General features: G+C 71.6%; 12 protein-coding genes. 9 read left to right on the forward strand and 3 right to left on the reverse strand.

Annotated features, from left to right (window positions below; all coding sequences use genetic code 11):
- Nucleotides 1–21 precede the first annotated feature (21 nt).
- From ACIPEP_RS00295 to ACIPEP_RS00315, 5 genes are read left to right on the forward strand one after another with little or no spacing between them, the layout of a single operon-like run.
- A complete protein-coding gene (locus ACIPEP_RS00295; RefSeq protein WP_070416418.1) occupies nucleotides 22–624 on the forward strand; it encodes a DUF177 domain-containing protein in 603 nt (200 codons plus the stop codon).
- A gap of 47 nt (nucleotides 625–671) precedes the next feature.
- Nucleotides 672–875, forward strand: a complete 204-nt coding sequence (rpmF, locus tag ACIPEP_RS00300; protein WP_022905230.1) for a 50S ribosomal protein L32 — start codon at nucleotides 672–674, stop codon at nucleotides 873–875.
- A gap of 13 nt (nucleotides 876–888) precedes the next feature.
- A complete protein-coding gene (rnc, locus tag ACIPEP_RS00305; protein ID WP_309888899.1) occupies nucleotides 889–1,614 on the forward strand; it encodes a ribonuclease III in 726 nt (241 codons plus the stop codon).
- Between the two features lie 4 nt (nucleotides 1,615–1,618).
- Entirely contained in the window at nucleotides 1,619–2,590 is a 972-nt protein-coding gene (gene mutM, locus ACIPEP_RS00310; RefSeq protein ID WP_336696682.1) for a bifunctional DNA-formamidopyrimidine glycosylase/DNA-(apurinic or apyrimidinic site) lyase, read from the forward strand.
- A gap of 32 nt (nucleotides 2,591–2,622) precedes the next feature.
- On the forward strand, nucleotides 2,623–6,417 hold the full coding sequence (locus ACIPEP_RS00315; RefSeq protein WP_402716134.1) for an AAA family ATPase: 3,795 nt from the start codon (nucleotides 2,623–2,625) through the stop codon (nucleotides 6,415–6,417).
- 206 nt (nucleotides 6,418–6,623) lie between these two features.
- Here ACIPEP_RS00315 and ACIPEP_RS00320 read toward each other — a convergent pair whose 3' ends face one another.
- On the reverse strand, nucleotides 6,624–7,652 hold the full coding sequence (locus ACIPEP_RS00320) for a TerC family protein (protein ID WP_070416415.1): 1,029 nt from the start codon (nucleotides 7,650–7,652) through the stop codon (nucleotides 6,624–6,626).
- A 218-nt stretch (nucleotides 7,653–7,870) separates the two neighbouring features.
- Here ACIPEP_RS00320 and ftsY point away from each other — a divergent pair, with 218 nt between their 5' ends.
- Nucleotides 7,871–8,740: a signal recognition particle-docking protein FtsY gene (ftsY, locus tag ACIPEP_RS00325; RefSeq protein ID WP_070416414.1), complete on the forward strand. Its 870-nt coding sequence runs from the start codon at nucleotides 7,871–7,873 to the stop codon at nucleotides 8,738–8,740.
- A gap of 58 nt (nucleotides 8,741–8,798) precedes the next feature.
- Nucleotides 8,799–8,957 carry a DUF4175 domain-containing protein gene (locus ACIPEP_RS00330; protein WP_139199230.1) on the forward strand — a complete coding sequence of 53 codons (159 nt, stop codon included), beginning with the start codon at nucleotides 8,799–8,801 and terminating at the stop codon, nucleotides 8,955–8,957.
- 313 nt (nucleotides 8,958–9,270) lie between these two features.
- On the opposite strand, the gene ACIPEP_RS00335 is transcribed toward ACIPEP_RS00330, so the two are convergent.
- Together ACIPEP_RS00335 and ACIPEP_RS00340 are read right to left on the reverse strand one after the other, a co-directional pair.
- Nucleotides 9,271–10,800 (reverse strand): catalase, encoded by a 1,530-nt coding sequence (locus ACIPEP_RS00335; protein ID WP_070417016.1) that lies wholly within the window; start codon nucleotides 10,798–10,800, stop codon nucleotides 9,271–9,273.
- Nucleotides 10,801–10,917: 117 nt separating this feature from the next.
- Entirely contained in the window at nucleotides 10,918–11,361 is a 444-nt protein-coding gene (locus ACIPEP_RS00340) for a Fur family transcriptional regulator (RefSeq protein ID WP_070417017.1), read from the reverse strand.
- Between the two features lie 83 nt (nucleotides 11,362–11,444).
- On the opposite strand from ACIPEP_RS00340, the gene ACIPEP_RS00345 reads away from it, so the two are divergent.
- Nucleotides 11,445–12,236 (forward strand): aquaporin, encoded by a 792-nt coding sequence (locus ACIPEP_RS00345; RefSeq protein WP_402716135.1) that lies wholly within the window; start codon nucleotides 11,445–11,447, stop codon nucleotides 12,234–12,236.
- Nucleotides 12,237–12,433: 197 nt separating this feature from the next.
- Entirely contained in the window at nucleotides 12,434–13,741 is a 1,308-nt protein-coding gene (locus ACIPEP_RS00350) for an acyltransferase (RefSeq protein WP_402716136.1), read from the forward strand.
- Nucleotides 13,742–13,758: the final 17 nt, after the last annotated feature.

Genomic DNA, 13,758 nt, shown 5'->3' on the forward strand with positions numbered 1-13,758 from the left:
TTGTCGATCGTGTCTTCCCACGTGAACAGCCCCTACGCCCTGCGCGTGCGCGACCTCGCGCACCGGCCGGGCGAGATGCGCGAGCACTCGCTCGACATCGCGGTGCCGGATGCGATGGGAGCGGGTGTCATCTCCGTCCGCGAAGGCGCCGAGATGCACATCGACCTCCGGCTCGAGGGCCTGCACGAGGGCGTCCTCGTCTCCGGGCACGCCAGCGCCGAGGCCGAGGGCGAGTGCTCCCGGTGCCTCATCGACATCAGCGAGCCCGTCGAGGTCGATTTCGCCGAGCTGTTCGCGTATGATGCCTCGGAGGATTTCGACTTCTTCGTTCACGATGACCACGTGGATTGTGAACAGGTCGTTCGAGATGCGGTGGTGCTGGCGCTGCCGTTCCAGCCGGTCTGCCGACCGGACTGCCCAGGCCTCGACCCGGTGACGGGCGAGCGACTGGCCGACATCGGCGAGCAGCGCGCTCACGAGGTCCTGGACCCGCGGTGGGCTGCGCTGAGCGGCATCACCCTCGACGACGCGACGAGCGGCGGCGAGGACACCGACGCAGCCAGCACGACCACGCCCCAGACCACCGAGGGTCAGGAGCGGTCCGACGCCGACCAGGCCGACTGACCGCCGCCCCTCGCCACTGACCACCGACCAACCGAAAGAGAACCACCATGGCCGTTCCCAAGCGCAAGCAGTCCCGTGCCAACACGCACGCCCGTCGTTCGCAGTGGAAGGCCGCGCCGGTCCAGCTCGTGAAGACGATCGAGAACGGCAAGGTCACCTACAGCCTCCCGCACCGCGCGAAGGTCGTCGAGGACTCCGCCGGCACGCCCCTGTACATGGAGTACAAGGGCCGCAAGGTCGCCGACGTCTGATCGGACCACACGCATGACAGCGACGTCCGGCGCCACGGGGTCCCGCCCCGTGGGGCCGGACGTCGTTCGTCTGCAGGGGATCCTCGGGGCCGACATCGACCTCGAGCTCCTGCAGCTCGCCCTGACCCACCGCTCGTACGCGTACGAGCACGGTGGCATCGGGCACAACGAACGCCTCGAGTTCCTCGGGGACTCGATCCTCGGCCAGGCCGTGACCGTGAAGCTCTACCGGTCCTTCCCCGACCTCGACGAAGGCGACCTCGCCAAGCGGCGCGCGAGCCTGGTGTCGACGGTCGCCCTCGCCGAGATCGCCCGCATGATCGGGCTCGGACAGTACCTCCGGCTCGGCAAGGGTGAAGAGCAGACCGGTGGCCGCGACAAGTCGTCAATCCTCGCCGACACGGTCGAGGCCGTGATCGGCGCGACCTACCTCTCCGCCGGCCCCGACCCGGCGACCGAGCTGGTGCTCCGGCTGGTCGAACCGCTCCTCATCGACCCGGACCGCTTCGGCGCCGCGATGGACCCGAAGACGAGCCTGCAGGAACTCGCGTCGAGCCTGTCGCTCGGCAACCCGTCGTACCGCGTGACCGAGGCCGGTCCCGACCACGACAAGACCTTCCACGCCACGGTCGTGCTCCAGGGCGAGGACGTCTCCACCGGCACCGGGTCGAGCAAGAAGACCGCCGAGATGGCAGCGGCGCTCCAGGCGTGGACGCAGCTCTCCGGCCGGGCGGCCTGACCGCGTGCCCGAACTGCCCGAGGTCGAGGTCGTCCGCGCCGGCCTCGAACCCGCCGTCAGCGGCGCGCGGGTCCTGCACGTGGACGTCGTCGACGACCGGGCACTGACCCGCCACGACGGTCCGGCCGAGGACTTCGCCGACCGCCTGACCGGTCGCACCATCGCCGCCGCGGTCCGTCGTGGCAAGTTCCTCTGGATGCCCCTGCAGCCCGAGCACGAGGGCGACCGACCCGAGGCCCTCGTGGCCCACCTCGGCATGAGCGGTCAGATCCTGCTCGGCCGCGGGCGCGAGGCGGCGAAGCACCGACGGATCCTCCTCGACGTCCAGCCCACCGGCACCGACCGCGACGGCTCCCCGGAGCCCCCGGTCGAGCTCGAGTTCGTCGACCAGCGCACGTTCGGCTCGATGGCGATCGACGAGATGGTCCCGACGATCGACGGGGCGCCGGCCGGTTCCGCCGGACACGTCGACGAGGTCGATCCCGACGCCGTGTGGCGCCGGAGCATCCCGAAGCAGGTGTCGCACATCGCACGCGACCCGCTCGACCCCGCGTTCGACGACGACCGCTTCATCGCCGCCGCCCGGAAGCGCTCGAGCGGCATCAAGCGCGTCCTGCTCGACCAGGGCGTCGTGAGCGGCATCGGGAACATCTACGCCGACGAGTCCCTCTGGGCGGCCAGGCTGCACTACGACCGGCCGGCCGAGCGGCTGACCCGCGCCGACCTGCACGGCCTCCTGGCCGAGGTGCGGCACGTCCTCGGCCGTGCGCTGGAGGACGGCGGCACGAGCTTCGACGCGCAGTACGTCAACGTGAACGGGCAGTCCGGGTACTTCTCGCAGCGGTTGCACGTGTACGGGCAGCAGGGGAAGCCGTGCCCCCGGTGCGGCACCACGATCGTGCGTGAGGCCTTCATGAACCGATCGAGCCACATCTGCCCCGTGTGCCAACCACGCCCACGCCGTCGCACGCGTTAGCCTGACGCCCAACCAGAGCATCCGGAGACCGCATGTACTTGAAGAGCCTGACCATCAAGGGGTTCAAGTCCTTCGCGCAGCCGACGACGTTCGCGTTCGAACCGGGCGTCACGTGCATCGTCGGCCCGAACGGCTCCGGCAAGTCCAACGTCGTGGACGCCCTCGCCTGGGTGATGGGGGAGCAGGGGGCGAAGACCCTCCGTGGCGGCAAGATGGAGGACGTCATCTTCGCGGGCACCTCGACGCGCGGTCCGCTCGGCCGTGCGCAGGTGCTGCTGACGATCGACAACGCCGACGGCCTGCTGCCGATCGAGTACTCCGAGGTCACGATCTCCCGCACGCTCTTCCGCAACGGCGGCAGCGAGTACGCGATCAACGGCGAGAACTGCCGTCTGCTCGACGTCCAGGAGCTCCTGAGCGACACCGGCCTCGGCCGTGAGATGCACGTCATCGTCGGCCAGGGCCAGCTCGACAAGGTCCTGCACGCGACGCCCGAGGACCGCCGCGGCTTCATCGAGGAGGCCGCCGGCATCCTGAAGCACCGTCGACGCAAGGAGAAGACCCTCCGCAAGCTCGACGCGATGCAGACGAACCTGACGCGCCTGTCCGACCTCGCGGGGGAGATCCGCCGCCAGCTGAAGCCCCTCGGACGCCAGGCTGAGGTCGCGCGCAAGGCCCAGTCGGTCGCCGCGGTCGCCCGTGACGCCAAGGCCCGCATCCTCGCCGACGACGTCGTCCGCCTGCGCCGCGAGCTCCACGAGCACCAGGAGGTCGAGGCCGGCCGCAAGTCCGAGCGCATCGTGCTGCAGGAACGGCTCGACCAGACCCGTGCCCGCCAGCAGCACGTCGAGCAGAGCATGGTCGGCGACGACGTCGACCGCGCCCGCACGGTGGTGCACCGGCTGGAGAGCGTGCAGGAGCGGCTCCGCGGCCTGTCGAGCCTGGCGAACCAGCGCCTGATGTTCCTCGCCCAGCAGGCCGACGCGCCGCAGCAGGGCCCCACGATCACGCCGGAGCAGGTGCAGGGCGTCCGGAACGAAGCCGACCGGCTCGAGGCGCAGGCGGCGGAGATGACCGGCGGCACGGCGGTGGCGGCGCAGCGGGTGCAGGCGGCCCGTGCGGAGCTCGACGCCCTCGACGAACGGATCGCCGCCCAGGCAGCCCTCGTCTCGCAGCACGACCTCGAGGCCCAGCGCCTCGGGTCTGCGGTGGACGTGGCGACGTCGAAGCGTGGCTCCGCGGTGGCCGACCGGGAACGGCGCGAGCGGGCGCTGGCGGAGGCGGGGGAGCGGTCCGAACGGGCGGCTGCGGCCCTCGCCGAACTCGGGACCGATCCGTCCGAGGGCATCGACGAGGACGCGCTGACCGCCGCGCTCGAGACCGCCCGCGAGCAGCAGGAGGCGGCGCAGTCAGCACGTGACGAGCTGCGCGACCGCCTGCACGCCCTCGAGCGCGAACGGGACGCCCTGGACGCCCGTGTCGCCGCGCTCGGCATGTCGATCGACGTCCGTGACGGTTCGCAGGCACTCATCGAGGCCGGGCGCGACGGCATCGTGGGTCGCCTCGCGGACCGTCTCAGCGTGACGCCCGGGTTCGAAGGGGCGATCGCGATCGCCCTCGACGGGCTCGCCGACGCCGTCCTCGCCGACGACCGGTCCGTCGCGCTCGACGCCGTCGCGCACGCCCGCACCGAGGACATCGGACGCATCGACGTCGTGGTCGCCGACGCCGACGCCCCGCCGTCCGGACTGCCCGAGCGGCTCCCGGCCGGGGTCCGCCGCGCACTCGACCTCGTGCAGGGTCCGCCGGCGATCGCCGCGATCCTGCGGGACACGCTCGTCGCCGACACCGACGGGGTCGACCTGGAGGCGGTGCTCACCGCCGCCCCGCAGGCCACGGTGGTGACGCGGTCCGGTGACCTCGTCCGTGCGGTCCGCGTGACGGGCGGCGGGGAGCGCGTGACCTCGCGCATCGAACTCGTCGCGGAACGCGACGACGCCGTGACCCGCCGCGACGCGATCGCGCGCGACGCCGAGGACGCGGCCACGCGCCTCCAGGCCGCCCGTACCGCCGTCGAGGACGCACGTCGTGCGGCGGACGACGCGGACGCTGCCTCGCGCGCCCACGCCCGGGCGAAGGCGGAGTACGACCGGACCAGCGCGTCGACCCGCGCGAAGGTGGAGAACGCCGCCGCCGAGGTCGAGCGACTGCGCGCGGCCCTCGCCGAGACCGACGGCGCCGTCGAGGCTGCCGAGGCGGCCCTGGCCGAGGCGGAACGCGCACGCCAGGAGTTCGCCGACCGTCCGCGCCCCGTCGTCGACGCGTCCGAGCGCCCCGGGTTGCAGGACGCGCTCGAGGCCGCACGTGCCGCCGAGATCGAGCAGCGCATCCAGGTCGAGACCGTCCGCGAGCGTGTCCGTGCGGAGCGGACCCGCGCCGACCAGCTGGAGCGGCAGCTCGAGGCCGAACGCGCCGCAGCGGCGGAGGCCGCACGACTCGCCGTGATCCGCCGTGGCCAGATCGCCGTCGCCGAGGACGTGCTCGCCGACCTGCCCGGGCTGCTCGGTGCCGTCGACCGGTCCCTCGCCGAGGCCCGCGTGCAGCTCGCAACCGAAGAGGCCGAGCGGTCGAAGCGGAACACCGAGCTCCAGACGATCCGGAACGAGGAGCGCGAGCTCCGCGACCGCCTCCAGTCCATCACCGACGGCGTGCACTCGCTCGAGATGGAGATCTACGAGAAGAAGCTGCACGTGTCCGGCGTGCTCGACCGGGCGCAGAGCGAGCTCGGGCTCGTCGAGGCCGTGCTCGTCGCCGAGTACGGGCCGCACGTGCCGGTGCCGGTGGACGTCCTGATCGACCCCCGGGTCCTCGCCCGGAAGCACCGCGACGCCGAGCGCGCGGCCGCTGCCGCCGCGGCCCTGGACGGCTCCGCGCCGGAGGCGACGGTGGAGGACGGGGCCGAGCCGCGCCTCCAGTCCGACGACTCGCCGACCGACGCCGATTCGCCGACCGACGCCGACGACGACCTGGTCGAACTGGTCGACGCCGAGTCGACGCTCCCGGGCGGCCCCGCCCTGCCCGAGTTCGACGCCACCGAGGACGTCGACCCCGCCGACGTCGAGACGGTGCCGTACGTCCGCGCCGAGCAGGAGCGACGGCTCAAGGCGGCCGAGCGGGACCTCGGCCAGCTCGGCAAGGTGAACCCGCTCGCGCTCGAGGAGTTCCAGGCGCTCGAACAGCGTCACGCGTTCCTCGCCGAGCAGCTCGAGGACCTGCAGAAGACCCGGACCGACCTCATGACGATCATCGACGAGCTCGACCAGAAGATGCAGACGATCTTCGAGTCCGCGTTCGACGACACGAAGGAGGCGTTCGACGTCATCTTCCCGATCCTCTTCCCCGGCGGCTCCGGGTCGATCACGCTGACGAACCCCGACGACCTGCTGAACACCGGCATCGAGGTGCAGGTGAAGCCCGCCGGCAAGAAGATCGACCGGCTGACCCTGCTGTCCGGCGGCGAGCGGTCCCTGGCCGCGGTGGCGTTGCTCGTGGCGATCTTCACCGCCCGCCCGTCGCCGTTCTACATCATGGACGAGGTCGAGGCGGCGCTCGACGACGCCAACCTCGGGCGGCTGTTGACGGTGTTCGAGCGGCTGCGGGCGTCGTCGCAGCTCATCGTGATCACGCACCAGAAGCGCACGATGGAGATCGCCGACGCGCTGTACGGGGTCTCGATGCGGCAGGACGGCGTCTCCGCCGTCGTCGGCCAGCGCGTGCAGAAGCGGTCCCCGGAGCCGGAGCCGGCCGTCGCCGTCGCCGTCGCGTAGCCGGCCGCCGCGTGCGGTTGTGATCCGTCGCTTTCGCGAAAGCGACGGATTGCCGCGAACGTTTGGCCGCACAGCGTCGCTTTCGCGGGACGGACGGCGAGCCATCCGCCGGATCTGTCGCTTTCGCGGCAACGAACGCTACCGCCGACGGACGGGAGGCGCGGTGCCAGCTGGCACCGCGCCTCCAGACCGTCAGGCGGTCGCGACTAGTGCGCGTCGGCCTCGACGGCCTCCTTCGGCTCGCCCGTCGGGGTGAGCCCGCGCTCCTGGCGACGCTTCGACACCACGAGCGACGCCACCGTGGCGACCGCGATCGTCAGCATGATGAAGCCCAGCGAGAACCAGATCGGGATCTCCGGAGCCCACTCGATGTGCTCGCCGCCGTTGATGAAGGGCAGCTCGTTGACGTGCATGGCGTGGAAGACGAGCTTGACGCCGATGAACCCGAGGATGACCGCGAGGCCCTGCCCGAGGTAGATGAGGCGTTCGAGCAGCCCGGCGATGAGGAAGTACAGCTGACGGAGCCCGAGCAGCGAGAACGCGTTCGCGGTGAACACGATGAAGGCGTCCTGCGTCAGCCCGAAGATCGCGGGGATCGAGTCGAGCGCGAAGAGCACGTCGGTGAGGCCGATCGCGACCATCACGAGCAGCATCGGCGTGAAGAGGCGCTTGCCGTCGACCTTCGTGGTGAGGCGGTCGCCGTCGTAGTGGTCCGAGGTCGGGATGACGCGCTTGAGGATCCGGATCAGGCGGGAGTCGCCCTCGTCGCCGCCGTGGTCGTTGCCGCTGCGGGCCTGCGACCAGGCGAGCCAGAAGAGCAGCGCGCCGAACAGGTAGAACACCCACGAGAAGTTGTCGATGATCGTGACGCCGAGGGCGATGAAGATGCCGCGTGCGACGAGGGCGATTGCGACGCCGACGAGCAGGACCTTCTGCTGGAACTCCTTCGGCACGGCGAAGCTCGTCATGATGATGAGGAAGACGAACAGGTTGTCGACCGACAGTGCCTTCTCGGTCAGCCACCCGGCGAAGTACTCACCGCCGGCCTGTCCGCCGCCGAAGACCAGGATGCCGACACCGAAGAGGATCGCGAGCCCGACGTAGAACGCCGACCAGAACGCGGACTCCTTGATGTGCGGGACGTGCGGGGTGCGCACGTGCGAGAAGAAGTCGAACACCAGCAGCGCGAGGATGCCTGCGATGGTGAGGAGCCAGACGAAGAGTGGGACGTCCACGGGTTTCCTTCAGGTCGATGGGCGCAACCAGGTGGTGGGTACGCCGAGGCCTGAAGGTCTCTTCCGCCGCGGTCCGCACGATGTGTCGACCACGACCGGCGCCCCGGGCCCGGATCGTTCCGGACCGTACTGACGGGGACACCGAGGAGGAATACTCCCCTTCGTGTACCCGAGCGTACCGGGCGCCGCCCACATGCGCCGCGCTCTAAGCTGGGAACATGGCGAGTTCCTGGTCACTGTCCTCCCGGCTGCGCGGGCTGTTCCAGCGCAAGACGATCGACGAGACCACGTGGGAGGACCTCGAGACGGCGCTCATCGGTGCGGACTTCGGCCCGGACATCGCCGACGAGATCATCGAGGACCTCCACGCGCGCGTCGACCGCTACGGCACGACGGACCCCGCCGACCTCCAGCGGATGCTGCGCGAGGTGCTCGAGGAACGGCTGTCGAAGCTCGACACCACGCTGAAGCTCAGCAACCGGCCGGCGGTCGTGCTCGTCGTCGGGGTGAACGGCGTCGGCAAGACCACGACCATCGGCAAGTTCGCGAAGTTCCTCAAGACGTACGACCGCACGGTCCTCGTCGGCGCGGCGGACACCTTCCGAGCCGCCGCGGTCGAGCAGGTCGCGACGTGGGCGGAGCGAGCGGGCGTCGAGGTCGTGCGACCGGCCCAGCCCGGGCAGGACCCGGCGTCGGTCGCCTACCAGACGGTCGAGAAGGCCATCAGGGACAACACCGAGATCGTCGTCATCGACACCGCCGGCCGACTGCACACCAAGGCCGGGCTGATGGACGAGCTCACCAAGATCAAGCGCGTGGTCGAGAAGCAGACCGAGATCGCCGAGGTCCTGCTCGTGCTCGACGCCACGACCGGCCAGAACGGCCTCGCGCAGGCGCAGGCGTTCATCGAGGGCGCGGGCGTCACGGGGCTCGTCATCACCAAGCTCGACGGTTCGGCGAAGGCCGGGTTCGTGCTGAGCGTGCAGGAGAAGACGGGCATCCCGATCAAGCTCATCGGCCAGGGCGAGGGCATCAACGACCTCACCGGTTTCACCCCGCACGTGTTCGTGCAGAACCTCGTGGGCTGATTCCGGGTACCGTCTGCGCAGTACAGGGATCGTCCAGGTACACGGAAGGAGCCCTCACATGCCCGCTCTGCTGATCATCGCGATCATCGTCGGCCTCGTCCTGCTCTTCAGCGGCATCTTCGTCGGTGCCCTGAAGTTCCTGCTGTGGGTCGGGATCGTCCTCATCATCCTGGCCGTCATCGGCTGGCTGCTCAGGAGCATCCGCGGTCGCGCGTAGCGACCGACGCGTCCGTCACGGACGCATGCGCGGAACGGGAGGCGCGGGGGCCCCGGGGCCCCCCCCCCCCCCCCCGCGGCCCGCCCGGGCCCCCCCCCCCCCCGCCCGGCGCGCCCGCGGCGCCGCGCGCCCGGGCGGCCGGGGGGGGGGGCCCCCGCCGCCCCCCGCGCCGGGTCGTCCGGGCTACCCGCCTGGCCCCGCCTATGGCGGCCGGGGGGGGGCGGCGGGGGGGGGGGGGGGGGGGGGCCCCCCGGGGGGGGGGGGGGGGGGGGGCCCCCCCCCCCCCCCGCCTCCCGTCTGGTGAGAGCGGGGCTTACGCCTCGACCGCGACCTTCTCCGGGTCCTCGTTCGAACCGGGCGCGCTCGGCGCGACCGCCGCGCGCACGCGCGCGCCGAGGTCGGCGTCGACGTTCGTCCAGTAGGCGAACACCCGCTCGCGCAGGTCGTCGCGCGTCACCTTCGAGACGTGCCCGGCGATGTTGCCGACCAGGCGCTCACGGGCGGCGTCGTCGAGGACCTCGCGCACCAGGGTGCCGGCCTGACCGAAGTCGTCGTCCTCGGGGTGGAGGGTCGCGGCGGAGCGCTGCAGCGCGCCGTCGGACTCCCAGCCGGGGGTCTCGTCGGTCGCGGCCGGGTCGGCGTGCGCACCGCCGAGAGAGTTCGGCGCGTAGACCGGGACCTCGGACTTCTGGAAGTCGAAGCGCATCGCGCCGTCCTTCGAGTACGAGTGCACCTCGTTCTTCGGAGCGTTCACGGGCAGCTGCGCGTGGTTCGTGCCGACGCGGTAGCGGTGCGCGTCCGCGTAGCTGAAGATGCGCGCGAGGAGCATCTTGTCGGGGCTCGCCGCGATGCCGGGGACGAAGTTCGAGGGGGCGAAGGTCGCCTGCTCGATCTGCGCGAAGTAGTTCTCCGGGTTGCGGTTGAGCTCCATCGTGCCGACCTCGATGAGCGGGTAGTCCGCGTGCGGCCACACCTTCGTCAGGTCGAACGGGTTGAAGCGGTAGCCCTCGGCGTCGGCGTAGGGCATGACCTGCACCTTGAGGGTCCAGCGCGGGTTGTCGCCGCGCTCGATCGCCGCGTGCAGGTCACGGATGTGGAAGTCCGCGTCCTCGCCGGCGATGCGGTCGGCGTCCTCCTGCGTCAGGGTCTTGTGGCCCTGCTCGGTGAGGAAGTGGTACTTGACCCAGAAGCGCTCGCCCTCGGCGTTGATCCACTGGTAGGTGTGCGAGCCGAAGCCGTCCATCTCGCGCCACGACGCCGGCAGGCCGCGGTCGCCCATCAGCCACGTGACCTGGTGGGCCGATTCGGGCGACAGGGTCCAGAAGTCCCACTGCATGTCGTGGTCGCGCAGGTGCGAACCCGGCAGGCGCTTCTGCGAGCGGATGAAGTCCGGGAACTTGATGCCGTCGCGGATGAAGAACACGGGGGTGTTGTTGCCGACGAGGTCGTAGTTGCCGTCCTCGGTGTAGAACTTCAGCGCGAAGCCGCGCGGGTCGCGCCAGGTGTCCGGGGAGCCCTGCTCGCCGGCGACGGACGAGAAGCGGGCGAGCATCTCGGTCTGCTTGCCCGGCTGCAGGAACGCGGCACGGGTGTACTTGCTGATGTCCTGCGTGACGGTGAAGGTACCGAAGGCACCGCCGCCCTTGGCGTGGACGACCCGCTCCGGGACGCGCTCACGGTTGAACTGGGCGAGCTTCTCGACCAGGTAGTGGTCGTGCAGCGCGAGGGGGCCGTCGGCGCCGACACCCATGGAGTGCTGGTCGCTCGACACCGGCGCGCCGGAGTTGGTGGTCGTGGTGGGGGTGCCGGCCGGCTGGCCGGGCGTCGTGTTCTGGTCGGACACGGTTCCTCCTTGGGTGGAACGGTTGGTTCGGTCAGGGGTGCTCGGGTTGCTCGTGGTCCCGGTTCGGTGCCGGGAGCGGGAACGACTGCGGTCGTCCCCGGGTCGGGGTGTCGGCGGTCAGGCCGGGACGGCCACGGTGTCGTCGCGTTCGGCGGCGGCGCACTGTTCGCAGATGCCCCAGTAGGTGACCTCGGCCGTGGTGACGGCGAAGCCGTGCGTCTCGGACGGGGTGAGGCAGGGCGCGTGGCCGACGGCGCAGTCGACGTCCTCGATCGCGCCGCACATCGTGCAGACGATGTGGTGGTGGTTGTCGCCGGTCCGTCGCTCGTACCGGGCGGGGCTGCCCGCAGGCTCGATGCGCCGGACCAGTCCGACGCCGGTCAGTGCTGCGAGGACGCCGTACACCGCCTGGTGGCTCGTGGTGGGCAGCTCGGCGGCGAGCGCGGTGACGATGTCGTCGGCGGTCGCGTGCGGCATGGTCTCCGTCGCGCGGAGGACCGCCAGGCGTGGTGTCGTGACCCGGAGACCGGAGGCGCGGAGCAGGTCGGCGTCGACGTCCATGCTGAGCCTTTCTTTTGCAGAGATCAAGACAACACGGCCACTGTACACCAGGCGATCCGATGGTCGAGCGCGAACGGTGGGTCATGACAGATGCACCACCAGTCACTCCCGTCCCCGCCGCGCTCCCCGCCCGCCTCGTCGCCGAGGCCGCGGGGACCTTCCTGCTCGTGTTCGCGCTCGTCGGCGCCGCGACCTCCACCGCCGTGTTCCCCGACGAGCACAACACGCTCGGGATCGGGCTGCTCGGGGTCGCGCTCACCCTCGGCCTCGTGGTGATGATCGGCGCGAGTGCGTTCGGTCCCGTCAGCGGGGGGCACTTCAACCCTGCGGTGACGATCGGCCTCGCGGTCGCCGGCCGGCACCGGTGGGCGGACGTCGGCCCGTACCTCGTCGCCCAGTTCGTCGGCGGCACGGCCGGGGCTGCCGTCCTCGTCCTGTTCGCCGGACTCGGACCGGCCACCGCCCTGCAGAGCACGCTCGACGGCGGCTTCGCCTCGAACGGCTTCGACGCGCAGAGTCCCGGCGGTTCCAGCCTGCTCGGTGTCGCCCTCGCCGAGACGATCGCGACGGCCGTCTTCGTGACGGTGATCCTCCGCGTGACCGGAGCCCGCGGGAGCGCGGTCCCGGCGCCCGTGGTCATCGGCGCGACCCTCACGATCCTGCTGCTGACGCTCATCCCGATCTCGAACGCGTCCCTGAACCCGGCGCGGTCGTTCGCCACCGCGGTGTTCGCGGGGCCGGACTGGCTCGCGCAGTGGTGGGTGTTCCTGGTCTTCCCCGTGCTCGGCGCCGTCGTCGCGGGAGCGGTCGGTCGGATCGGACGGACGTCACGCGCGGACGACGCGACGGTCGAGCTCGACGCGCCGCGGGCCTGAGCCGACCCGGGCGCGGGCGGGCCGGGCGACCGGCTCGACCCGCGCCTCCCGGAGCTCGTCCGCAGCGGCGCGACGTGCGGGACGCATGCCAGGCGCAGGCCAGTCGCATGCCCCTGGCGGAATACGATGTGTCACGATCCGGTCGCGATCGGCTGGAACGACGCTGGGAGGGCGGGAACCCGCGCTACCGTCCCGACATGTCCATGCAGCAGGGCCTGCCGCAGCAGGCGCACAGCGCTCAGGACGTCCGGGGGATCATCGCGCAGCGGGACCTGGTCGTCGACCTCATCCGGACGGCCTGCGTCGTCCTCGTCGTCTTCGTGCACGTCACGATGGTCGGTGTCGCCGTGGGGGCGGGCGGCATCGCGGTGACGAGTCCGCTCCAGGAACTCCCCTGGTACGTCGCCGCGACGTGGATCGGCCAGGTGATGCCGCTCTTCTTCGTGGTCGGCGGCTTCGCCAGCGCCGTGGGGTGGCGTTCCACGGTCGCGCGGGGCGGCGGCGCGCGGGACTTCGTGGCGACGCGGCTCGTGCGGCTGTTCCGGCCGGCGATCCCGCTCTTCGCGGTGCTCGCGCTCGGGCTGGGCGTCGCCACGCTGCTCGGCACGCCGCCGGAGCTCCTCGCCGAGGTCGCGTTCGGCATCGGCTCCCCGCTCTGGTTCCTCGCCGCGTACGGGATCACCCAGTGCTGCGTGCCGGTCATGATGCGACTCCACGAACGCGCTCCGTGGCGCACGCTCGGCGCACTGCTCGTGCTCGCCGCGGCCGTCGACGGCGTGCGGTTCGCCACCGGGACGGCAGAGGTCGGTCTCCTCAACCTCGGCCCGGTGTGGCTCTTCGCGCAGCAGCTCGGCTTCCTCTGGGCCGACGGCTGGTTCGCCCGACGATCGCGCGTGTTGCTCGTCGCCGTCGCCGCGGCCGGGTACGGCGTGCTCGTGCCCCTGACGTCGATCGGGCTCTGGGCTCCGGACATGCTGCAGGACCTCAACCCGCCGATGCTCCCGCTCGCCGTGCTGGCGATCGCCCAGGCCTGCCTCGTCCAGGTCGTGCACGCTCCGCTCACCCGGCTGATGCGCACCCGCGCGGCCCAGGGCGCCGTCTTCCTGCTCGGCCGGGACGGGATGACGATCTACCTCTGGCACCTGCCGCTGTTCATCGCGCTGAACGGGGTCGCCCTGCTCGTCGGCGTTCCGTTCCCGGCGCCGGGGTCGCCGACGTGGTGGGCGACCCGTGGGGTGGCCCTCGTCGTCCTCCTCGCGGTCGCCCTCGGCACCGCCCGGGCGCTGCGTCGGTTCGACCGGCCGCTCCCCCGGCTCGTCCCCGGCACCGATCGCCCGGCCTGGCCCGTGCTCGCCGTCGCGGCGCTCTGCACGATCGGGCCGGCCTTCGCGGTGATGCAGCTGCACCTGTCGTTCGGGGTCGCCCTGCTCGGTGCACTGGCCGTGCCGGTGGGGGTCCGGCTCCTGACGAGGACCGTGCCGACCCGGAGCGCCGCCCGGATCTGAACCGGTTCTCACCGGCA

The sequence above is a fragment of the Curtobacterium sp. NPDC087082 genome, from assembly GCF_044745045.1.
GTDB lineage: Bacteria > Actinomycetota > Actinomycetes > Actinomycetales > Microbacteriaceae > Curtobacterium.